This is a genomic window from Chitinophaga sp. RCC_12 (genome assembly GCF_041360695.1).
Classification (GTDB): Bacteria; Bacteroidota; Bacteroidia; order Chitinophagales; family Chitinophagaceae; genus Chitinophaga.
Genome location: NZ_JBFUPS010000001.1, coordinates 411,662 through 438,630 on the forward strand (window position 1 = coordinate 411,662; position 26,969 = coordinate 438,630).

General features: G+C 50.5%; 1 protein-coding gene. It reads right to left on the reverse strand.

Features of this window, described 5'->3' with window-relative positions:
• Positions 1-3: 3 nt before the first annotated feature.
• The gene (locus tag AB6805_RS01710) at positions 4-26,148 is read right to left on the reverse strand and encodes a Calx-beta domain-containing protein (protein WP_370907738.1); all 26,145 of its coding nucleotides are present in this window, start codon (positions 26,146-26,148) and stop codon (positions 4-6) included.
• Positions 26,149-26,969: the final 821 nt, after the last annotated feature.

Consider the following 26,969-nt stretch of genomic DNA (forward strand, 5'->3'; position numbering starts at 1 on the left):
CTTTTACCGCAGTATTGTTATCCAGCCTTTATACTTTTTGATTCCACTCTCCTTCTTCACTTCCAGTATATAGTAGTAGGTACTTTCGTTCAGGTTAGCACCGTTCCAGTCGTTACGGTAATCCTTCGACTGGTACACCTGTCCGCCCCAGCGGTTGAAGATGTACAGCGATGAACCCGGATATTTCTCCAGCCCGCCGATGATGAACCTTTCGTTCTTACCATCGCCATTTGGCGTGATCACATTCGGGAAGGATAAGTCTGAACCTTCTATTCCTACTGCAGATACCCCTACGTTATTAGTACTGTCGGCGTCCGGCATGTTTGTACTGTAAGCAGTTGCTTCGTTGATCAGCTGTCCGCCTTCTATTACACGGGCTGTCAGCGTCATTTGTACGGAAGCTCCCACTGCCAGGTCACCGATGTTCCATTCTATCAGCTTAGTGGCTGGTGTTACTACTACCTCTCCTCTTTCTGCGGAAGTATGACTAGGCACATCCAGCTGTACCGGTAAGCGGTCTTCTGCTTTCACGGCGGTTACCGGGATATTACCTGCGTTCCTTACGGTGATGCGGTAGGTCAGGTTCTGACCCATGCGGTAAGGACCAACTGCCGGTGTCACGATCTCTTTGGTAACCACCAGGTCGCCCGCCAGTTTATCGGTGTCGGTGATCGTAACCGTAGCGTCGCTCGCCGCGCCTTTTGTGAAGGTGTAGCTGGCTGATTGTCCGCCGGTGAGCATGAACACCACTGTTTCCGGTGTTTCTACTTCACTGTCGTCCAGTACACTCACTGGTATGGTTACACTGCTGGCGCCGGCCGGGATAGTGATTGTTCCGGTTATGGCGGTGTAGTCAGCATCCGGTGTAGCGGTACCACCTATCATGTATTGTATAGTGATCGGTTCAGCTGTGCGCTTGCCGCTGGCCAGGCTGATCGTGAACGCTCCGTTAACATTCGGTTCAGTAGCATCCGGTTTGCTGGCGGTAACGAGCAGGTTCAGGTTAGCGTGATCGTCGTCTGCAATGTTTACAGTGGCAGTACTGCTGGTACCTACTGTGTAGTTAATGCTGGCCGATTTACCACCTGTGATGGTGAGTACCACTGTTTCTGCTGGTTCTATCAGATCGTCGTCTGTTACATTTACCGGTACTATTACACTGCTCTGGCCTGCAGGGATTACTGCGGTGCCGGTGAGGGCGGTGTAGTCGGCGCCTGCGGTGCCACTACCAGTTACGGTGTAGGTAACGGTAATGTCTTCCACAGGTAATTTGCCGCTTGCCAGGCTGATCGTAAACGCTCCTGGTGTAGCTGGTTCTGCCGCATTTGGTGTAGTGGCATTTACAACCAGGTCCAGGCCTGTGTTATCATCATCTGCTATGTTTACGGTAACGGTGTTATTGGTACCCGGTGAGAACACAAGGCCGTTGGCGGTGCCGCCGGCTACTGTGATGATCACCGTTTCATTTCCTTCAATCAGCTGGTCGTCGGTTACGGTTACCGGTATGGCAACGCTGTTCTGGCCTGCCGGGATGACTACTGTACCGGTGAGGGTGGTGTAGTCGGCGCCGCCTTTAGCCGTACCTGCAATGGTGTAAGTGGCAGTGATATCCACAGCTGCGGTAACACCGGCTGGTAAACCAATGGTGAAGCCACCGTTGGTAGCTGGTTCTGCGCCATCTGCATTTTTGGTGACGTTCAGTACCAGGTTGCTTTCATCATCGGTAATATTTACGGTAGCACTACCGGTACCTGTGAGGGTAAAGTTGGCAGATGTGCCACCGTTCAGTGTCAGGATCACCGTTTCTGTACCTTCTATGATCTGGTCGTCTGATACGGTTACCGGTACATTCACGCTGTTCTGACCGGCAGGGATCACTACCGTACCTGTAAGGGTGGTGTAATCTGCATTCGGCGTTGCGGTACCGGCTATGGTATAGTTCACTGTGATAGCTTCTGATGAAGTAATACCAGCAGGGAGACTGATAACAAAGTGGCCGTTAGTGGCAGGTTCTGCACCGTCTGCACCTTTAGCGACAGTCAGCGCCAGGCTGGCTGGTGTGCTGCTTTCATTATCGGTGATATTTACAGTAGCGTTACCATTTCCGGTGAAGGTGAAGTTAGCAGAAGTACCGCCGGTGAGGGTGGCTATTACTGTTTCTGTTACTTCTATGATCTGGTCATCTGCAACAACCACGGGAACGGCTACACTGTTCTGACCTGCCGGGATGATCACGGTGCCGGTGAGGGCGGTATAATCTGCGCCGGCGGTGGCAGTACCTGTTACGGTATAATTCACCGTGATGTCTTCAGATGAAGTGATACCTGCTGGCAGGCTCACCTTAAAGCCGCCATTAGTAGCCGGTTCAGCGCCATCTGTATCTTTGGTGATGGTCAGCGCCATGCTGGCTGGTGTGCTGCTTTCATCGTCGGTGATGTTTACAGTAGCATTACCGTTACCAGTGAAGGTGAAGCTGGTGGAAGTTCCGCCATTGAGCGTCATGATCACAGTTTCAGTTACTTCTATGATCTGGTCGTCTGCCACGGTTACGGGAATGGCTACACTATTCTGGCCGGCCGGGATGGTGATCGTTCCGGTGATGGCGGTATAATCTGCCCCACTGGTAGCCGTACCACTTATCGTATAATTCACGGTGATATCTTCGGAAGAAGCGATGCCTGATGGCAGGCTGATCGCAAACGCACCGTTAGTGCCTGGCTCAGCTGCGTCTGTTGTTTTCACAACGTTCAGTACCAGGTTTGCAGGTATGTTTTCATCATCTGTAATATTCACGGTAGCATTACCTGTACCGGTGAAGGTGAAGCTGGTGGATGTTCCGCCGTTCAGTGTCATGATCACGGTTTCCGTGTTTTCAATCAACTGATCATCCAGTACTGTTACCGGTACACTCACGCTGTTCTGACCTGCCGGGATAATTACGGTGCCGGTGAGGGCGGTATAATCTGTACCACTGGCAGCAGTACCGGTGATGGTGTAGTTCACAGTAACATCTTCAGAAGAAGCAACACCTGAAGGCAGGCTGATGGTAAACGCTCCATTAGTGCCCGGTTCTGCTGCGTCGGTAGTTTTCACTACGCTCAGCACTTTATTGGCCGGATCACTTTCATCGTCGGTGATGTTCACGGTGGCGTTGCCGGTGCCGGTGAAGGTGAAGCTGGCAGATGTTCCGCCGTTCAGTGTCATGATCACGGTTTCTGTATTTTCTATCAGCTGATCATCTATTACTGTTACCGGTACGCTCACGCTGTTCTGACCTGCAGGGATGGTGATGGTTCCTGTGATAGCGGTATAATCTGTACCGCTGGTGGCCGTACCGCTGATCGTATAGTTAACGGTGATATCTTCAGAAGAAGTGATACCGGCAGGCAGGCTGATGTTAAAGCCGCCGTTGGTAGCTGGTTCTGATCCATCTGTTGCTTTTGTTGCCGTGAGCACCAGGTTAGCCGGTATGTTTTCATCATCTGTAATATTCACGGTAGCATTACCTGTACCAGTGAATACGAAGCTGGCAGCGTTACCACCGTTCAATGTCAGGATCACCGTTTCTGTATTTTCTATTACCTGGTCGTTCATTACAGTAACCGGTACATTTACGCTGTTCTGACCGGCAGGGATGGTGATCGTTCCGGTGATAGCGTTATAATCTGCACCACTGGTAGCGGTACCACTAATCGTGTAGTTAACGGTGATAGCTTCAGATGAAGCGATGCCGGCAGGCAGGCTGATGTTAAATCCGCCGTTGGTAGCTGGTTCAGCTGCATCTGTTACTTTGGTGACTGTCAGCACACGGTTACCCGCTGTGTTTTCGTCGTCCGTAATATTCACAGTAGCATTACCTGTACCGGTGAACGTGAAGCTGGAAGAAGTGCCGCCGTTCAGTGTCATGATCACGGTTTCAGTGTTCTCAATCAGCTTGTCGTCGATCACGGTTACCGGTACGCTCACGCTATTCTGACCGGCAGGGATGGTGATGGTTCCTGTGATGGCCGCATAATCTGTACCGGTGGTGGCGGTGCCGCCGATGGTATAGTTTATGTTAATGGCTTCGGAGGTAATAATGCCCGCCGGGAGACTGATCGTGAAGCTGCCGTTGGTAGATGGTTCTGCGCCATCAGCTGTTTTCACAATGCGGAGTGTACGGTTAGCTGCGGTGTTCTCATCATCTATGATGTTCACGGTTGCGGCGCCGCCTCCGGTGAAGGCGAAGCTGGTAGATGTACCAGCTGTGATGGTCATTGCTACCGTCTCGGTATTTTCCAGGATCAGGTCATTGATCACCGGTACCGGTATTGTAACGTTATTCTGACCAGCAGGGATTACCACGGTGCCGGTGAGGGCGGTATAGTCTGATCCGCTGGTGGCGGTACCATTGATAGTATAAGTTACTGTGATGGCTTCTGATGAAGTAATGCCTGAAGGCAGGCCGATGGTAAATTCGCCATCTGTACCTGGTTCTGCAGCATTTTTAGTAGCAGTTACCTGGAGTACACGGTTAGCCGCGGTGTTGTCGTCATCCAGTATGTTCACAGTGGCGCTGGCAGTGCCGGTGAAAGTAAAGCTGGCAGAAGAACCACCATTCAGTGTCATCAGCACTGTTTCTGTATTTTCTATCAGCTTGTCGTCGATCACCGGTACCTGAACGGTAACGCTGTTCTGACCGGCAGGGATCACTACTGAAGTGCTCAGCGTACTGTAATCCGTACCTGCGGTAGCGGTACCACCGATGGTATAATTGACGGTTACATTTTCGGATGCAGTAATGCCGGTTGGCAGGCTGATCGTGAATGTGCCGGCTGTAGACGGTTCTGATGCGTCGGCAGTTTTTACCACGGTGAGTGTCCGGTTAGCCGGTGTGTTATCATTATCGGCAATGTTCACAGTAGCATTGCCGGTGGCGCCGCCTGCGGTGAATGTAAAGTTGGTAGATGTTCCACCGGTGAGCGTCAACAGCACGGTTTCAACAGGCTCAATCACCTGGTCATCTGTTACGGTAACTGGTACGGCTACACTGTTCTGACCGGCAGGGATGGTGATCGTTCCGGTGATGGCAGTATAATCTGTACCGGCAGTAGCAGTACCTGCGATGGTATAGCTAACGGCGATATCTTCCGCTGAAGTTATTCCTGCAGGCAAACCGATATTAAAGCTGCCGTTTGTACCTGGTTCTGCTGCATCAGCTGTATTGGTTACCACCAATACGCGGTTGATAGCTGTGTTATCGTCGTCCGCAATGTTTACGGTAGCATTACCGCTGGTAGTGCTGGCCGTGAAGGCAAAGCTGGCAGACGCTCCGTTGGTCAGGGTCATGATCACCGTTTCGGTGCCTTCAATGATCTGATCGTCGGTGACTGTCACTGGTACGGCTACACTATTCTGACCGGCAGGTATTACTACTGAACCGGCAAGGTTTGCATAATCGGTACCATTCGCCGCGGTGCCTGTAATGGCATAGTTCACGGTGATGTTTTCTGCGGCTGTTATACCGGCAGGCAGACTTACATTAAAGCTTCCGTTGGTGCCTGGTTCAGCGCCGTCTGCGGTTCTGGCTACCATCAGTACACGGTTTGCAGCGGTATTATCGTCGTCATTAATATTTACCGTAGCATTACCATTGGTAGTGCTGGCAGTGAAGGTGAAGCTGGTGCTTGTACCACCTGTAAGCGTGAGGATCACGGTTTCATTGTTTTCAATGATCAGGTCATTGATCACACTCACTGGTACGCTTACACTATCCTGTCCGGCAGGGATCACCACTGTACCGCTAAGGGTATTGTAGTCGGTGCCGCTGGTGGCTGTACCGCTGATGGTATAATTCACCGTAATATCTTCGGCCGAGGTTACTCCGCCAGGCAAGCCGATCTTAAAGCTGCCGTTTGTAGACGGCTCTGTTGCATCGCCTGCATTACTTACGCCCAGTACCAGGTTAGCCGGTGTGTTATCGTCATCTGTGATATTCACGGTAGCATTTCCGCTGGTGCTGCTTGCCACGAGAGTAAAGCTGGTAGAAGTAGCCCCCGTAGCCGTTAATATTACTGTTTCTGTATTTTCTATGATCTTGTCGTCGGTTACGTTTACAGTTACCGGTACGCTGTTCTGACCGGCAGGGATTACCACGGTTCCGCCCAGGGTAGCGTAATCAGTGCCACCTGTAGCAGTACCGCCTATGGTGTAGCTGACAGTGATATCTTCAGATGCGGTGTATCCTGTTGGCAATCCAACTGTAAAGCTGCCATTGGTAGCTGGTTCTGCACCGTTTACAGGGTTGGTTACTTCGATCACCAGGTTAGCCGGGATATTATCATCATCTGCAATATTCACGGTAGCATTACCACTGGTAGTGCTGGCAGTGAAGGCGAAGCTGGTGCTTGCACCATTTGTAAGCGTGAGGATCACGGTTTCGGTAGTTTCAATCACCTTTTCGTCGATCACCGGCACCGTTACCGTTACGCTATTCTGACCGGCAGGAATGATTACCGAGCCACTCAGCGCTGTATAATCTGTTGCGCTGGTTGCAGTACCGCTGGTAGTATAATTCACAGTAATGTCTTCATCTGCTGCCACTCCGAGCGGCAGGCTGATGGTAAACACGCCATTGGTAGCTGGTTCGGCGGCGTCGGTTGTTTTCACCACACTCAGTACGCGATTGCCCGCGGTGTTGTCGTTGTCTGTGATATTCACGGTAGCGTTGCTATTAGTGGTGCTGGCTGTAAGCGTGAAGCTGGTGGAAGAACCGCCGGTAAGCGTCATGATCACGGTTTCCGTGTTTTCAATCAGCTGATCATCTATTACAGGCACTGAAACGGCCACACTGTTTTGTCCCGCAGGGATCACTGCTGTACCTGAAAGTGCAGTATAGTCTGTGCCGCTGATTGCGGTACCTGCTGTTGTATAAGTAACAGTGATATCTTCCGCTGCGGTATAACCTGCAGGCAAACTGATACTGAAGGTACCGCTGGTACCTGGTTCAGCTGCATCTCCTGTTTTGGCAACAGCCAGTACCAGGTTAGCCGGTGTGTTATCGTCATCTGCAATATTCACAGTTGCGCTACCGGTGCCGGTGAAAGTAAAGCTGGCAGATGCTCCACCCGCGAGGGTTGTTATCACGGTTTCTGTGTTCTCAATAATCTTATCGTCTGCTACAGTTACCGGTAAAGACACACCGTTCTGACCTGCCGGGATCACTACTGTACCGCTTAAGGTAGTGTAATCAGCAGCAGTGGTAGCTGTACCTGCTACGGTATAATTCACGGTAATGTCTTCCGCTGCGGTGATACCTGTAGGCAGGTTTATGCTGAAGTCGCCGTTGGTGGCCGGTTCAGCTGCATCCGTAGTTTTGCTGATACCGAGTACCAGGTTAGCCGGGGTGCTGGCCTCGTCGTCTGTAATGTCTGCGCTAGCGCTGCCGTTGCTGCCACTTGCCACCAGGTTGAAGTTGGTGCTGTTACCACCTGTTAATGTTACCACCACCGTTTCTGTGTTCTCTATGATCTTATCATCTGTTACGGTTACCGGCAGGCTGATACTGTTCTGACCCGCAGGCAGTACAATAGAAGTGCCGAGAGACACATAGTCATCGCCGCTGGTAGCAGTACCGGCTACGGTATAGTTAACCGTAATGTCCTCAGAAGCGGTATATCCGGCAGGCAGACTAATTGTGAATGCCGCATTAGTGGATGGTTCTGCTCCGTCTGTGTTTTTAACGATGTTCAGTACAAGACCGGTCGGCGTATTGTCGTTGTCGTCAATATTCATGGAAGCATTACCGCTGGTAGTGCTGGCCGTGAAGTTGAAGTTTGTGCTGGCGCCGTTGATCAGTGTCATGATCGCAGTTTCAGTGCTTTCAATGATCTGGTCATCGGTTACCACCAGCGGTACCACCACACTGTTCTGGTTAGCCGGGATCACCACTGTGCCGCCAAGGTTCGTATAATCCGTGCCATTCGCTGCAGTACCGGTGAGGGTATAGTTCACTGTCACATTTTCGGCAACGGTAACACCTGTTGGCAGGCTAATTCTGAATTCACCATTCGCAGAAGGTTCTGCGGCATCTGAAGTTCTGATCACGCTCAGCACCAGGTTGTCCGGTGTGTTGTCGTCGTCAGCAATGTTCAGGGTAGCATCACCATTGGTAGTGCTGGCAGTATAAGTGAAGCTGCCGGAGGTACCACCGCTAAGGGTCATGATCACCGTTTCTGTATTCTCAATAACCTGGTCGTCTGTTACATTCACGGGCACAGATACACCGTTTTGTCCGGCTGGTATGGTTGCTGTACCACTCAGGGCAGTATAGTCACCACCGGCGGTGGCAGTACCTGTGATGTTATAATTTACAACAACAGGCGCTGATGCGGTGTAAGTTGCGGGCAGGCTGATACGGAACGCGCCGTTAGTACCCGGTTCAGCCGCATCTGTTGTTTTAGCTACACTCAGTACCAGGTTGGCGGCCACACCATCATCGTCTGTGATATTTGCAGTAGCATTACCACTGGTAGTGCTGGCAGTGAACACAAAGGCCGGTGAAGCGCCACCTGTAACCGTAGCTATTACGGTTTCAGTTCCTTCTATAATCTTATCATCTTTAACAGTCAGCGGTAAAGGCACACTATTCTGACCGGCAGGTAATACAATGGAGCCGGAGAGTGTAGTGTAATCTGTTCCGTTCACAGCGGTACCTGCAATCGTATAGTTTACAGTAACCGGTTGCGCGGAGGTTACACTGCCAGGCAGGCTGATCGTGAATGCGCCATTGGTAGCCGGTTCCGCAGCATCTGTTGTTTTCGTAATGCTGATCACCTGGTTAGCCGTGGTGTTGTCGTTATCAGCGATGTTCACGGTAGCTGTACTGTTGCCGCTTGCAGGCGTAAAGTTAAAGCTGGTGCTCACACCACCCGTAAGCGTAAGGGCTACAGTTTCTGTACCTTCTATGATCTGGTCATCGGTTACATCTACAGGTATCTTCACGCTGTTCTGACCAGCAGGTATCTGCACGGTGCCGGACAGGGCTGCATAATCGCTGCCCGCAGTGGCCGTACCGGCTATGGTATAGCTTACGGTGATGTCTTCTGATGAAGTATAGCTTGCAGGCAGACTGATAGTGAATTCTCCGTCTGTTGCCGGCTCTGCACCATCAGCGCTGTTTGTTACCAGCAGTACTTTATTCGTGTTGGTATTATCATCATCTGCAATATTCACCGTTGCATTGTTGCTGGTTGCATCTGCAGAGTATGTGAATGAGTTGCCATCTGTACCACCTGTAAGGTTCAGTATAGCTGTTTCTGTATTTTCAATGATCTTGTCATCTATTACTCTCAGCGGTATAGTGATGCTGTTGGTATAAGCCGGCAGGGTAATGGTACTAACCGTATAGTCGGTATTACGGGTTGCGGTACCGGCGATGTTATAGTTCAGCGTGATATTGGCAGCAGAAGTATAACCGGCAGGCAGGCTTACCGTATAGGCGCCGTTGGTACCCGGTTCTGCGGCGTCAGTGGTTTTTACCACCTTCAGTACCTGGTTGGCAGCAATGGCATCGTCATCTGCGATGTTCACAGTAATGTCATCGTTGGCCGGATCAGGCGGGAAGATAAAGGCGTTACCACCACCGTCTGTAGCGCTGCCCGACAAGAGCGTGAACGTCATTGTTTCGACAGGCTCAATGATCTGGTCGTCCAATACATTGAGGTTAACCGTTACGCTGTTGGTATTGGCGGGGATCACAACTGTGCCCAGTGCCTGGTAGTCCACACCGGATACCGCTGTACCTGATACCGTATATCCTACTGTAACAGGCCATGCAGAAGTGGCCACACCTGCCAGCTTCACGGTGAAGCTACCGTTGGTGGCTGGTTCTGCGGCATTGGTGCCGGTAATTACCTGCACCGGTGTGCTGCTGGCCGCATTGGCATCTATAATATTTACTACCGCGCCGTTACCTGCAGGGTCTATCGTAAACGGATAACTGCTGGAGGCTGCGCTGGTAAGGGTCAGCACCACTGTTTCAGGTCCCTCAATGACACCGTCGTTACCGGCGTCTACATCTATGAACACTTCGTTGGCGCCTGCCGGTATCACAATATTACCGGCGGACAGTCCCAGCAAATTATAGTCAATTGTATTACCGGCTGTTCCTCCCATAGGGGTAGCAAAGGTCACTACCACATCTTCAGAGCTGGTAACGCCCGGTGGCAGGGAAATTCTGTACTGACCATTCGTACCGCCTTCCAGGGCGTCGGATACTTTGGTGAGCAGCACAATGTTGCTGTTGGCTGCATGATCGTTATCGGTGATCGTTACAGTAGCTGTGCCGCCGCCACTTGCAATGGTATAAGTAAACTGTGTATCGGTACCTCCGGTGATATTCAGGATCACGGTTTCATCCGGCTCAATCACGGTATTGTCTATTACATTCACGGGAACGGATACACTATTCTGACCCGCAGGTATGGTAATGGTACCGGTAATAGTCTGGTAATCTGTACCAGGAGTAGCGGTACCGGCGCCGATGGTATAAGTTACCTGGATGTCGCGGGCCGCGGTGATACCTGTGGGCAGGGCTATTTTGAAGCTGCCATTGGTAGATGGTTCTGCCGCATCCGCCGTTTTGGTAACAGCGAGCACCTGGTTGGCAGCGGTGTTATCATCGTCTGCCACGTTCACGGTAGCATTACCATTGGTAGTACTGGCGGTATATGTAAAGCCGCTGCTGCTACCGCCGCTAACAGTAAGGATCACTGTTTCTGTACCTTCTATGATCTGGTCATTAGTAACAACTACGGGAACGGTTACACTATTCTGGCCAGCGAGGATGGTAGCAGTGCCTGTAAGCGCGGCATAATCGGTGCCACCTGTGGCTGTACCGCCAATAGTGTAGGTGACGTCGATGTCTTCTGACGGCAATATGCCGGCAGGCAGGCTAATAGTGAACTCTCCATTAGTGCCTGGTTCGGACGCGTTGCCGGTGTTGGTAACACTCAGCACACGGTTAGCCGGTGCGTTTTCATCATCTGTAATATTTACAGTAGCATCACTGTTTGTTGTGCTAACGGTATACGTAAAGCCAGTGCTGGCGCCGCCGGTGAGGGTCAGTATTACCGTTTCCGTGTTTTCCACGAACTGGTCGTTGATCACACTTACCGGTACAGACACGCTGTTTTGTCCGGCAGGCAGGGTTACCGTGCCTGTCAGCGCGGTGTAATCCACACCGCTTCCGGCGGTACCCGCTACTGTATAGTTTACCGTAATTGGCAATGCTGAAGTATAAGTAGCAGGCAGGCTGATGGTGAAGGAGCCATTGGTGCCTGGTTCTGACGCATCGCCGCCGTTCACCACGCTCAATACCTGGTTTGCGGCGATGTTATCGTCGTCCAGGATGTTAGCGGTTGCACTGCCGTTGGTAGTGCTGGCAGTGAAGGCGAAGCTGGTGCTGGCGCCGTTTGTAATAGTGGCAGTCAGCGTTTCTGTACCTTCTATAATCTGGTCGTCTGTTACGTTTGCAGGAATCACCACGCTGTTCTGACCTGCCGGCAGGATCACGCTGCCACTTAATGTGGCATAGTCTGTACCGTTGGTGCCGGTGCCGGTAACCGTATAGTTAACTGTTACGGGCTCAGATGAGAGTATAGTGGAAGGCAGGCTAACCTTAAAGCCGCCGTTGGTGGCAGGTTCTTCAAGGTCTGACAGTTTCACGATACTGAGCACGCGGTTGGTAGTGGTGTTATCGTTATCTGCAATGCTCATGGTTTCCGCACCGGCCGTTGGACTGGCAGTGAAAGTAAGGCTGCCTGCGGTTCCACCGGTGATGGTTACTATTACTGTTTCGTTATTTTCAATGAGGTTGTCATCGATCACATTCACCGGCAGCGTAACACTATTTGCACCGGCAGGAATGATAGCCGTACCATTAAGGTTAGCGTAATCGGTACCAGCAGTGGCCGTGCCGCTCACCGTATAATTCACGGTAACAGGCTGGGCAATCGTTACGCCTGTTGGCAGGCTAATTTTGAAAGTATTGTTGGTGGCCGGTTCGGCTGCATCGCCGGTTTTGGTGATGCTGAGCACACGGTTGGCCGGCGTATCATCGTTATCAATAATATTCGCCGTAGCGTTGCCTTCAACCGGATCAGGCGTAAAGGTAAAGCTGCTGGAAGAGGCGCTGGTAATGGTAAGCACCACCGTTTCAGTGCCTTCTATTATTTGATCATCCACTATGGTACCAGCTGTGGCAGTGCCGGTGCTTCCGGCTGAAATAACGGCTGTTCCGGTGAAATGTCCAGCGGATAAACCGTTAAAGTCTGTACCCAATATTGCGGTACCTCCTATTGAATATTTTATGGTTACAGCTTCAGAAACGGTAACGCCCGGAGCAAGCAGGAAGTTAAACCTTATAGTGCTGCCACCTTCAGCTCCATCACGAAATGCCTGTACCCTTACCGCGAGATTAGCCGGGGTATTGTCATCATCCGTAATATTTACGGTAGCAGTTTTAGCTGTTGCTGATGCCGTAAAGCTGAAGCTACCACCTGTTCCACTGTTGACAGTCATAATCACTGTTTCAGTTGGTTCAATGATATTATCATTGATAACCGTAACCGGTACGGCTACACTATTCTGGCCAGCTGGTATTGTTACCGTACCAATAGCGTTATAATCGGTACCCGAAACGGCCGTTCCCGCCACGGAATAAGCTACTGTAATTGGTTGAGATGAAGTGATTCCCGCGGGCAGGCTTACCGTGAAGCTGCCGGCAGTACCGGGTTCTGCTGCGTTGCCGCTATTACTGATGCTCAGCACACGGTTGGTAGCAGTGTTATCATCATCGGTAATATTTGCAGAAGCGTTAGCACTTGTAGTGCTGGCAGTGTAAGCAAAGCTGGTGGAAGTGCCGCCGGTGAGTGTTACTATCACTGTTTCTGTACTTTCTATTTCCTGGTCGTTTATAACAGCTACAGGAAGCACAACACTGTTCTGTCCTGCCGGGATGGTCGCCGTACCCGTTAACGCCGTATAGTCGTTACCGCTGGTAGCGGTACCGGCTATGGTATAATTCACGGTAACATCTTCTGAAGGCAAAACACCTGCAGGCAAACTGATTTTGAACGCGGCGTTGGTAGCCGGTTCTGCTGCATCAATAGTTTTAGTAATGCTCAGTACACGGTTGGCCGGCGTGTTATCCTCATCGTTAATATTCACAGTAGCATTACCATCGGTAGTGCTGGCGGTGAAACTAAAGCTGGTGCTGGCGCCGCTGTTGAGCGTCATAATAACCGTTTCGGTATTTTCTAGCAGTTGATCATCGATAACCGTTACCGGCACCAATACGCTATCCTGGCCGGCGGGTATTACCACTGTACCGGTAAGCGTAGTATAGTCGCTACCGCCGGTGGCAGTACCTCCTATTGTATAAGTTACTGTGATAGGTTCTGAAGAAGTAATACCTGTTGGCAGGCCAATCTTAAATGCTCCGTTTGTGTTTGGCTCGGTAGCATCGCCGGCATTTCTCACACCTAAAACGCGGTTAGCGGCGGTGTTGTCATCATCGGCAATGTTTACTGTAGCGCTGCCGCTGGTGCTGCTGGCCGTGAAGGTAAAGCTGGTGCTGGTACCGCCGGTCACCGTTGCAATAACGGTTTCTGTGTTCTCAATGATCTGGTCATTGGCAACGGTGAGCGGTAAGGAGACACTATTTTGTCCTGCAGGCAGCAGAACAGTTGTTCCCAGGGCGGTGTAATCTGTGCCACTGGCGGCAGTACCGGTAGGTATATAGGCTATGGTAATATCTTCTGACGCAGTGATACCAGCTGGCAAACTGAGCGTGAACTCGCCGTTGGTAGACGGTTCCGCTGCATCCGTGTTTTTGGTGATGCTCAGTATGCGGTTGGTAGTAGTATTATCATCATCAGCAATAGAAACAGCGGCGTTACCATTGGTAGTACTGGCTGTATAGGTAAAGCCGGCGCTGCTACCTCCGGTGAGCGTTACAATTACTGTTTCGGTATTTTCAATTACCTGATCGTTCACTATGGTAACGGGCAGGGCTACACTGGGTTGACCGGCAGGTATAGTAACCGTACCTGTGAGCGCGGTATAATCGGGCCCACCTGTGGCTGTACCACCGATGTTATAGCTGACGGTGATGTCCTGACTAGGCAGGATACCTGTTGGCAAACTGATCGTAAAGCTGCCATTAGTAGCAGGTTCTGACCCATCGGCAGTTTTGGCGATGCTCAGTACCATATTGGCCGGCGTATTCTCATCATCTATTACATTCACGGTGGCATTGCCGGCAGCTGTGTTTGGCGTAAGTGTAAAGTTGGTGGAGGTACCGCCGGTCACCGTTAACAATACTGTTTCTGCGGTTTCCACGAGCTGGTCGTCGGTTACGATAACCGGCACTGCTGCCCCGTTCTGGCCTGCAGGGATGATGACTGATCCGCTCAGTACACCATAATCTGCGCCAGGTGTGGCAGTACCGCCCGTGCTGTAGCTCACGGTAATATCTTCGGATGCGGTAACACCAGCCGGCAGGTTCACATTGAAGGCGCCGTTGATAGACGGCTCTTTTGCATCGCTGCTCCAGGTTACGCCTACTATTGTTTTAGCAGGATCATTACTGTCGTTATCGGCAATGTTCAGAGAAGCGGCTGCCTGTGTGCTGGCGATATTATAAGCGTTGCCGCTGGTAGCGCCGACGGCGTTGTTCAGCGTAACAGTCACTCCTTCTGTTATTTCAAGGATGTTATCGTCGGTAACTGTTACCGGCAAGGCTACACTGTTACTTCCTGCAGGGAAGGTAACGGTGCCGGTCAGCGACGTATAGTCGACGCCGTTAGCAGCTGTACCTGTTACGGTATAATTCACCGTGATATCTTCCGTAGCCGTTACAGATGTAGGCAGGTTGATATTAAAGGAACCGTTCTGTGTACCTTCTGTACCGTCCTGTCCTTTGGTGATGGTCAGCACTTCTTTGACAGTCGTTAAAGCGCCAAAGGTGGAGAAGTTCTGAATACCGCTGAATTCAACGTATTCCACGCCATCCTGCTGACCGGTACCGGACGGGGTGATCTCTGTAATATTAGCCAGTCCCTGAGGAGCCAGGTCGGCGAGGGTGGCGGTAAAATCACCACTGTGTTTGAACCATGTCCACCGTTGCGTGCCTGTTACACCGCGGGTACCGGAGAGCATATTTTCTGCATTGGTTCTTTCCGCAGGATTCCAGAAGAGACGCAGGGTGATACCGCCGTTCTGTGTCAGGTTGGCGCCGGTGTAATTAATATGTACCAGCCTGCGCATTAACTGTGTACCATAGTCGGTACCGCTGTTTTTGCCCAGCGCTGCGTTCATATCCCTGTTCACATCCACCACAGCAGACAGTTTGGTAACGTCCATGGTGTTGCCGTTCAGGGCAATGGAAGCAATGTATTTGTTAGGATCGGAAGGATCAATGAAATAAAGTGTGCCATTATCAATACAGGTAGCGGCTACTGTTCTTACCGTAGCATCCGGCACCAGGTTGGCGGTGCGTTCAGGATGACTGGTAATGAGGGTGAACACTACACCATTTGTGAGTGCATTTACATTTTCGAAGCTCACAACGCCCCCGTTGAAGCTGGTGGCAGGGATTTCAGTCACTGTACCGGTAGCGAAGTTACCGTCGCCGTCCTGGTCAATCATGATCGTGAAATCTTCTGCTGCACTACCTGCCACGGTGATGCCGTTCAGATCGAACTGCAGACTGAGTGGCTGGGTATTGATATCATAATTGGTGAACTGCGTTTTCCATTCCTGGGTAAGGCGTTCAGCGATACAGCTGCCAACCGGCAGATCAGTACCACTCACCGTAAGGGCCTGGCTGTTGCTGCCGAGTAAGAGATAGCTTTTATCTGCACCAAAAGTACTGGTATTGTCGGCATTGGTAGCGGCGATGGAGCGGATACCGGCAGTGAGGATAGAGCCGGTGTGCACGCTGCGGGATTGCTTCTGTACAAGCGCTTCTGCGTCGTCGCGACCAATACCAAAGATGTTGTTTTTATAAGTGCTGTTCGCGGTAGCGTTCCAGATCACTGAGCCATCGGTGGCCAGGTAATTCTGTGCGGCAGACTGGTCGAGTGTAACACCGTATTTGACACCGAGGTAGGATTCCACCTGCTGCGCCTGTGTTGGCGTGAGCGCGGATTTATATACGATCACTTCGGGGATCTTACCGTTGAAGATCCTGTTGTCAAATGAAGCGTCATCTCCTGTACGGCCACCCAGTTCAAAGAACGGACCATCTGCTCCCGGTGCACAATTGGTGCCGAGGGCGCCCTGTTTGCCGTTCAGCCAGGTAGTTCCGTTCAACGCATTTGCAGCGTTTACATAAACACCCCTGGCAATGATTGGTCCGGCATAAGCAGGAGTAGATTGTGCGACAATGCATCCTGCGCCGTCAAGTCCATAAGTACCTGCGGTTTGCAGAAGAAGTCCCCTTCCTGTAAATCCTGTTGTAACCCAGCTTCCGTTGGTAGAGAAAACGCCAGCCAAACCAGCCGTGATAGCGGCTTCAGGTTTATTTACAGAGAAGATAGACAGGTTGGCCGATGTATTCCAGTTAATGCCGGCACTTCCTTTCAGGGATTTACCCACTGCGCCAGTGAAGTCGATCGCCGGGTTGAAGTTGATGCCGTTTGGAACCTGAACGATATCTGCCGATGCAGTAATAGGGTCAGTATGTGCAGGCAGTGCTGCACGCAGTTCCGTTACCATAGGACCGCTTTGGTTGCGCCATTGCTCCACCTGGTTGCTTCCGTTCACCTGCACATCCTTATCCGCTTTCACCCACAGCATTTCACCCGGCACACCGCCCGGTGAAGTAACGAAGCTGGCGAAAGTGAAGTATTGGCCATTAGTAAGATCAAGCGTGGTTGAATAGCTGGAAACACCGTTCACATCGGCGTCTGACAGTTGTATAAACTGGTCTGCTCCATCAAAAGTAGCATCACTGCTGATTACCAGGTAAGGCCTGTTGGCACTTAACGGCAGTTGATCTTTCGGAATCGAAAGCGCCACCGAACCAACGGTACCGGTTTCCTGCACTTTCCATATCCTCGCCATGCGGGTGCTCACAGCAGGGTTGCCGGTGATGGCAGTGGTAAATGAAGTGCTGGCGCCATCGTCGCCCCAAACCAGGTATGATTTATCTGTTGTGAAAGTATTGGTATTCGCAAGATTGCTTTCGGCAATGCCGCCCAGGCCCACTATGGGCTGGAGGCCTGCATTGATGTTCCGGGATTGTTTCTGTACAAGCCCTTCTGCATCATCCCGGCCGATACCGGTAATATTATTTTTATAGGTGGCGTTGCCGGTGGCATCCCATACTTTGGTGGTGCCGTCGGTAGCCAGGTAATCAGTAGCAGCAGTCTGATCTATCGTATAGCCGTACTTGATAGCCAGGTAAGTAGATACACGTTGACGTTCAGTAGCGGTTAACGCGGCAGGATATACAATCACATCTCCCAAAGTACCTTTCCACGACTGGGCAATATCCCATGGAGCGCTACCTATCTGCGCGCCGCCGGTACCGGTATTCCATGCCTTAGCAACCGGTCCGCCCAACAGCTTCATTTTGCTATAGAGGGCGGCATTGCCGCCATTACCGGCCCACACACCCACCATTTCATTAAACACGCCTGTCTGCCAGTTGCCCGCAGGGCTTACCACGTCATTAGCATATCCCACAAAATCGGCTGTACCGTTTCCGCCTACTATCGCAATACCAACTGCTGTGCTGGTAGCTGCTGCGCCGTATCCGAGGATATATCCGTTGCTGGTCATGTTAGATGAACTACCAGTACCGAAGAATGTTCTGGCACTGGTACCTAAAGGCAGCTTGGTGATATCCAGGTTCAGAAAATCTGCACCGTCAAATTTCACTACCGGGTTAAAGTTAGCATTGCTTGTTGTGTTGTTCAGATAGAACGGCTGACTGGCCGGTGTAGCTGTTTGTGTAGCATTGTTCAGTTCTGATGCGTAGTCTGTCCAGCCACTGATAGCCGTGTTGTCTGTAGTGCTGGAAGTACCCGCATCGGCACGCAGCCATAAGCTGGTTCCTACCACTCCACCCGGCGCTTTGATAGATGCACCGTAGGTGAAGTACTGTCCATTGGTTAGGTCCACATTGGCGGCATACTGTTTCACGCCGTTGAGGGTAGTTGCGGTAACAGGGATAAATTGGTCCGTTCCGTCGAAGGTAGCGTCGTTACTGATGATGAGATAAGTTTGTGCGGCATTGGGCAGCGCATCATATGGCACTGCCACCTGCACGCTTCCAACAGTACCGGTTTCCTGCACTCTCCATACCCTCGCCATGCGGTAGTTGGCCACAGGGTGACCTGTGAGCGGGGTTTTAAAGAGGCTGCTGCCGGCATTGTCGCCCCATATCATATAGGATTTGTCCGCCGCAAATGCATTGGCATTTCCCGTATTCGTTTCAGCCAGGCGGTTTAAGCCGATAGCCAGTTGTATACCGTCTGCTGTATTCCGGGATTGTTTCTGGTTAAGATCTTCCGCATCGTCACGGCCAATACCGGTGATATAATTTTTGTAAGCACTGTTTGCCGTAGCATCCCATATGATGCTGCTGTTGGTAGCCAGGTAGTTGGAGTTACCATTATTCAATGAGATACCGTACTTAATGGCCATGTAGGTGTTCACGCGCTGCTGCTCTACCGGCGTAAGCGCATTGGTATAAACGATCAGATCGCCCATACGACCATTGTAGGAGGTGGTGTTAGCGCCCAGCTGGAAGATGCTGTTGTTACCACTAAAAGTACTGGTGTTATTACCGGTAGCCACACTTAAGCCATTCTTGTAAATAGCCTGCTTGTTGGCAGCGAGACTAATATCATCTGTAGCAGTCCAGAGAACAACCTGGTTGTTGACATTTCCTGCATTGTAGGTAAGACGGTTACTGATATAAGGAGGATCCCAATAAACAATATTATCGCCCCAGGTAGCATGCAGCGTAAACTGCGTACCGGTGCCTGCTTGTTCCGTAAAAATAACGGTGTTAGCAGCAGTTGTCTGACTGGCCGCAAAGAAAGCGTTAGCAGCGGTATAGGTGCCTGTCTTCAGGAACGATTTACCTGTCATGGAATGCGGAGCGCCATTAAACCTCACCACGGGGTTAAAGTTCATGTTGTTGGCAGCATTGTTATAATACAATGGCTGATTGGCAGGCGTTGCCTGTGACAGGTCATTCCCGTTAGGGCTATAGTCGTTCCAGCTGCTGATCGGCGTGCTGTCTGCGGCAGCGGAAGTTCCCAAATCCGCGCGCAGCCAAACGAGACTACCACTGTTTACACCGCCTGGATATTTAACCGCGGCGCCGAAGGTGAAATAAATACCATCGGTCATCAGGCTGGAGTTGAGCGTGATGATTTTACTTGCATTCAGCGGCAGTTCCTGGTTGATGGTAGCAAAAGTAGGATCGGTACTGATCAGGAGGAATACGTTCGTTCCGTTCGCATCCGCTTTCAGGGTGATAGGCTGGTCTGTCCAGTTGGTTTTATCCACCTTCCAAACGCGGGCCATGCGACGGGTAGCGGTTGTTCCGTTTACAACAGTGCCATAAGAGCTGGCAGATTGCCCATTATCTCCAAATACAAAGAAAGATTTATCGTTGGTGATGGTGTTAGTATTCTGTTCGTTGGTAATAGCAATATTATTACCCAGGGAGAGTGTTACAAAACCGGTGTCTACACTGAGTGACTGTTTGGTATTCAGTGAAGTGGCATCATCTCTTCCTATACCGGTAATGCGGGATTTATAAACAGGATCGGCGGTCCAGTATTTTGAACCATCGGTGGCCAGGTAATCAGTGGCGCCGTTGCCTATTGTAATACCATATTTAATACCCAGGTAAGATTCTACCGACTGGCGTTCCACATCTGACAATACGCGGTCATAGGCGATCACCTCTCCCATTTTGCCATTCCAGTAAAGTCCCCTGGCGGCAATGGTACGGGAGCCGATAGAAACAAAATTGGTAGTGAGTGGTGCTAAATTAATAGCTCCCTGGTTGTCGAGCGTGTAGTCCTGAAACACACGTACGCCGTTGGGGGTATTATTTAACTGGGCACCGCTAAAAATATATGATGTACCGTTCTGGAAAGAATTATTACCGGTGATGGCCACCACTGCTGCGGCATTTTCCAGGTACTGCAGTTTTCCTGAAACGATCCGGAACTCCATTCCATGGGAGGCACCCACATCGCCGCTACTAATCAGATCTCCTGCATTCGTATATGCGGAACTGTTACCCACTGCAAAAACAGTGGCCGTAGCAGGATTTATACGCGTAGTGGTCATATCCAGGAAGTCGTCTGTACCATCGAACACCAGGCCGTAGTTGAAGTTGAGGGCCTTCGCATCTGTGATCGGCTGACTGCCCACTACACCTTGTAAAGCATTATTGCCATAGTTGCTATAGTCATTCCATTTGTTACCGCCAGACATGCCATCATCTGCACGCAGCCAGAAATTAATACCATCTTTTACACCATTCGGCCCGGTGATCATCCTGGCGAAGGTGAAGTATGCGCCATCAGGCAACAGGTTGCTGTTAATAGTAACGGCACCGTCGGCATTCAATACATAGGTCGCATCACCTGCGCCAAAAGTAGCATCGGTGCTTACGAGCAGATAAGTACGTGCATTGCCGCCTGACAGTTTGAGTGTTATGTTCTGGTCGGCCCAGTTATTTTTCTGTGCTTTGAAGATGCGGGCCATGCGGTTGTTAACACTGCTGATACCGGTAACCGATGTCAGGTAAGTGGTAGCGCCGGCGTTGTCGCCAAAGGTGAAGAAGGAAAGGTCGTTAGTAATAGCCGTTGCGTTAGCCTTGTTGGAAGCAGCAATAGCGCCGCCGGCAGCAATGGTAACGATGCCGGTATCTGCACTAACAGATTGTTTCTGGTACAACATGCCCCTGTCGTCGCGGCCTATACCCGTGATATGTTTGGCATAGCTGCCGCCAGTAGCTGCTTTCCACATGGTAGTGGTACCATCACTGGCGAGGTAATCCACCGGTGTATCTATTCCCAATGTAAGACCGTATCGCAGCGCCATGTAGGATTGTACCTGCTGGCGTTCTACAGCGCTCAGCTTGCGGGAATATAATATTACTTCAGATATATCGCCGTTGAATACCGCATTATGACCGGCTCCGATGTAATCCTTACCGGTTGCTGGCGAAAGGAAGCTCACCGCGTTCACATTGGCCGTGAACAATACCTTGCCGTCGATACCGGCGGCCCAGTCATTGGTAGCGCTCCAGATATTCAGCATATGCGCATTGCGCACATTTACGGATGCCGGGTAGAAAAAGCCCCTGCGTGCGGTGCCAGAACCAAAATAACTATTGTGACTATTATTACTCCAGGTATAAAGCGCTTGATTGCTGGCATAAGTACCACCAAATTCGAAAGGATAGCTTATAACCGATGAGGTGTTATCAGTATTTGACAGTTGTACAGAGAATATTTCCCCGGCCGTAAATGCGTTCGCAAGCTCATTCCTTGGGAAATAATTGGCGCCGCCAAAACCGATGCCCGGGTTAAAGTTGAAGGATGCTTCCTTCCAGGGCATCGCTGTTGCATTCGATGGTCCCCATACTCTGCGCGACGGGCTTAACTCTGTCCATTGTGTAGCATTGTTGCCACCTGCAACTCCACTATCTGCCCTCACCCATACTTCCAGGCCAGCGGCTATACCTGCCGGAGCAGCCTGCGCATTTGCAAAAGTGAAATAAGCGCCATCGGGCAGCAGATCACTGTCGAGCGTCAGCTTTCCATTTGCATCCAGTACATATGCTTTATCTCCTGTGCCAAAAGTTTCGTCGTTACTCACCAACAGGTAGTTGGTATTATTACCACCTGTGAGCGACAGCGTGATGGGACTCTTCGCCCAATTGGTACGATCTGTTTTATAGATCCGTGCCATGCGCAGCGTAATATTGCCCAGGCCATTTACTGCCTGGCTATACGTAGCTGCCTGCCCATTATCACTGAAAGTAAAGAAGGAAAGATCGTTAGCGATATTAGTAACATTATCTCCATTGGATGCTGCCAGATCACTGCCTGCGGCAATGGTCACATTGGCTCCGTCGAGCTGCGACAAGCTTTGCTTCTGCAGCAAAGTACCATTATCATCCCTGCCGAGGCCGGTGATGCGTTCGCCGTAGCCGGTATTTTTGGAGGCGGTCCACATCCGGGTAGTGCCATTGCTGCCGAGGTAATCGGTTATGGCGCCGGCAGCGGTTTTCAAAGTGAGTCCGTATTTCAGGGCCAGGTAACTATTTACCTGTGCGCGCTCGGTGGCGCTCAGCTGCCTGTTATAGAGAATCACCTCAGAAATGCGGCCGTTGAAATTGGAGAAATGCCCGGCACCGATGGCGACGTTAATCGCGGCGGTTCCTCTTGAGAAGGTAACCGGGAAAGTAGTGCTGCTGCCTATTGTTTTACCGTCAAAATTCAGCGACCAGCTACCCGGAGCGCTCCAGTTATTTAATAAATGGGGCTGCTGTATATTGATACCTGTTAACGCGTAACCGGGACGGGTGCTGGTACCGAAGTGCGTATAGTGGGCCCCGTTATACACGTAGAATGGCTGGCCACCAGCCGCAGTTGGGTCGCCACCAAATTCAAACGGGAAGGTAGCGGCTGTAGAAGTAGCTGGCAGGTTAGATAATTGTACAGAAAATATTTCTCCTGCTGTATAGCTTTCGGTGAATTTCGGTACGCTGAAATAGTTATTCGCCAGGAAATTGATACCGGGGTTATAATTAATGGTATTCTTCTGCCAGCTAAGGGGCGCATTGGCAAGGGCCAAAGGCCATTCTCTCTGCACCGCCTGATCGGCCCATTTAATAATATTGCCATCAACTACCGTTGCACCGGCATCTGCTTTCACCCATGTTTGCAGGTTAGTGGCTACTCCACCGGGAGACCGCTGCTGCTGACCAAAGGTAAAGAAAGCGCCGTTGGCCAGGTCTGCGCTGGAAAGGGTGACGGTACCAGTGCTGCTCAGTTTCAACTCTTTGCTGATAGTACCGAAGGCAGCGTCTGTGCTGATGAGGAGGTAATTATTTTCTGTACCACCGTCCAGCTTCAGGGTTACCTGCTGACTGTTACCCCAGCTGGCAGTTTTCTGTACTTTCCAAACACGACCCATACGCTGTGTGGCGTTTGTGCTGGTTACCGCGGTAAAGAAATTGGTAGTGCCATTGTTATCGCCGAACACCAGGAATGATTTATCCTGTGTGAAAGTATTTGTATTGGCGGCATTGGAAAGGGTCAATGCATTTCCCAATGCAATGGTTACAATACCGGTATCCTGACTCAACGATTGTTTTTGATTCAGCATACTGCAATCATCGCGGCCAATGCCGGTGATGCGCGTGCCGTAACCGGTGTTGGAAGCTGCGGTCCATATCTGCACCGCGCCGTCGCTGGTTACATAATCTGTTGCACCGGCGTTGAGTGTGATACCATATTTCAGCGCCATGTATGATTCAATGCGTTGAATTTCCACCGGGGTAAGATCACGGTTGTAGATGAATACTTCGGGAATCAATACTTTTGAGAATTCCCCATATGCAGCGCCGCCCACATCCAGTGTCCATACAGTGGCATCAGAAGTAGCCCCGTTTTTCAACATAGCGCCGTTGCCTTTAAATTCGTAGGCGCCGGTGGCCGCTCTTTCAAAGGAATAGAGCTTGCCTTTTGCGGTTACCGCGTTACCGGTATTCAACCAACCTTCTACGTACAGCCGGTTTTCCATTGAAGCGTGCCAGCCGAATAATTTATTACCAGTGGAACTGGTGAATACGCGGCCGGTTTGTGAACCTTCCACGAGGCCCATACCCATCATGGAATATGCGCCCGTTACGCCTGCCGAAGCGGGCACTACGTGCGCATCGTTGCCGTCGTAATAAATAGCAGGGTTGAAGTTAACCATGCCGGTGGTATTATCCGGATCGCCGGTCACAATCATGTGATTGGCATTTCCGGAAATATCGCCCCAATTGGCGCCGTTCACCGCCTGGTCGGCCCGGTACCATGCAAGAATCCCGTTGTTTACACAAGCGGGGCCCTGAAAGGTCATCGGTATGCTGTTACCAAACTCGGATGTACCGCAATCGTTGGCGGGTATACGAAGCGTGGCAGTCCAGAAACCGAGGCCGGTAGCGCCTGGGCCTGCATTGTAAGTAATGGTTTGTGTAGAAGTGCCGGCGGCTATTCCTGTTAATGTCGTAACATAATATTGCCCGCTCGTTTTGCTCGTAGCGGGATCGTTGGCATAAATATCTACTGTGTATTGTGCACCAGCAGTTATATTAGGTATGGTGAGCTGCAGCTGGTACTTCCCTCCTCCCTGTGGGGTAGATGAAACAAGTACCGGCGTTTTTCCCGCGGCGGCCGTATACGTACAGTTACCGGCGGGCAACGAGATGCCCAAACCGGTATTATTATAAATAGCGTTATCGGTAATGACGACTTTGTTTGGCGCAGCATTAATAATACCTGCGCCACCGTTATCATGTACCACGCAACCGGTCACCTGTGCGTCTGTTATACCTGCACCGCCATAAAACCAGATACCGTGACTGATGTTATTCGCTACGGTATCTCCCTTCAGATCCACATCCGTTACCGCGTTGGCGCCGTTTACGACTATACCCGACCGCCGCTGCTTATAGAAAGATGAGTTAACAATATCTACATTACTTCTTGCCGCATTTGCAGAAAATTCAATGCCATCAACGCTATTGGTAAACTTTGAATTGCTTAACTGGAAATTGGTGGCTGCAGCGGTTACACTAATACCATCCGCCTCAAAGCCATCAAAAGCAACGTTATCGATCACTACCCCGGTAGCATTTCCCACAAATAAAACACCCACATCGGCATCATCTGTATTGGCAAGTTTATCTCCGTTCAACACGGAATTAGTTAGATTCAAACCGTTTACCGTGCTTTCAAACCTGATAAAACTATTCGTCCCATATAGTCCCGGGACACGGTTCTCCATCAGCGCCTTATTGATCGTAATATTACTGGCAGCGCCATTGAACCAAACGTTATGGATATCATTTTCATTTATATTGATAGTGTCCAGCGTGACGTTGTTCGTGGTATTGTCGAAGCGGATGGCATAGTCCCCATCATCATCCTGCCCTATCACGTCCATATCTACCGTGGTCCTGTTAATTTCAAAATTAGTGGTAACAAAGTCGCAATAAATTCCCAGCGACACCCCGCTCCACAAGCTGTCTATGGTCACATTCCTGAACATCACATTATTCGCTGTTTCCACAGCGCCGGCAGTATTGTCGAGTATAATTGCATTCTGGAAGCCGCTCACATTACTATTGGTCAGCGTAAGCCCGTTCACCGCTGCATCCCTGAACACGATACCTTCCCCACCGCGCACATTGCCCGCCGTGCTGAGTTGGATATTATCCATCACCAGGTTGGTCTGCATACCGTTTGTAAAATAAAAAGCCCGCCCAACATGTGGGGGTAGTGACGAGGAACCGGCAGGCTCTACATCCGTGGAATAAATATTCTTCACCGTCAGACCGGTAGACGCCCCCTGCACCCTCAGAAATGCATTCAGGAAGTTACCCACCGTGCTGAACGACCGTATATTGTCGATCATGATGCCCGTCCTGTTCGGAAAAATGTCCACATTAATGTCCCCGTTGTTCTGTATCGTAAAATTCCGGATGGTCACACTGTCCGCATTAATCACGAAGGGATTAATCACGGAATTGGTGCCAGTGGAATACAACACGATCTTATTCTGCCCGTCGATGGTCAGCTTCTTTGCTGTAATCGTAGGCATGGAAGCCGCCAGCGTAATCTGCCCGTGTACATTGAACACGATGTCGTGCGGCCCTGCGCCCGCTGCGTTTGCATCCAGGATGGCTTGTCTGAACGAACCAGGCCCCGCGTCATTAGTATTAGTGACGGGGAAGGTGTTGGCCGTTGCAGCAACGGTCACCATCATGCCAAACAGAGCCAGCAACAAACGCTTACAGCTTTTGCTGAAAAATCTTGAATCGGGATTCGGAACATTAAAGAGGGACATAATGCAATAAACTTTGGGTAATGAGGGACCCTTACCACTATGTTAAACATAGCGATAAGAGAAAGATTCCCGGGGGAACCTTTGCATACGCGTATTCAGATATGGTTGCTCGTTATGACTGGCAAACAGCCCTTTTCAGGCAGCACCGGTCAGACACATATAGCATCACAGGTTTAATAATCGACGGGATTTGTGCCAGCACAAAATGTAAGGCCCGCATGTTGCGGTAATTGGGTAAAGCTCTCCATAGGAAAATGTAATGTTAAGATCACAAAAAAAGGATACGGGTATCGTTAGTACGTCCTGAAAAACTGAGAAGTGTTCACATGACTCAACGGAACAAATCTTCAAAGCAAAAGTAGACAAACAATATATACGCTGCTGTCACTATAGTTCAATACCCATGTAGTATTTACACTACACGCCCTTCGCTTCTATCTGAAACAAAATCCCGGGAACGCTGTACCATGGCGCTCCCGGGCAATCTACTGTCCGTTGGAGTGCTTTGCACTCATCTTTTATTGATTCCCTATCCTATGAAAATCCTTTGTAGTATCCGGGTTGTAAAACCTGTTCCGGTTTTTATCTTGTTCTTTCAATCCTTTCTGATGGAAAGGATGAGGCTCCTGCCGTCACATTTTAGTGTCATACCGACACTTTAAATTACCGGTCTTTTCTTATCAAGTCCTTACGCACGCTGATTTTCAAATATAGTGCAGTCATCCCCCTTTTGTTGTAGTAGTTCTCTTAACGTTATATAGTATAAAAAATTACGGCACTGTCACATATATACGAAGAAAAAAATGTTAATTTAGAGCCGG

Excerpts from the sequence above, each read along its gene's own strand:
- AB6805_RS01710 (WP_370907738.1), bottom strand. The coding sequence starts at position 26,148 with ATGTCCCTCTTTAATGTTCCGAATCCCGATTCAAGATTTTTCAGCAAA.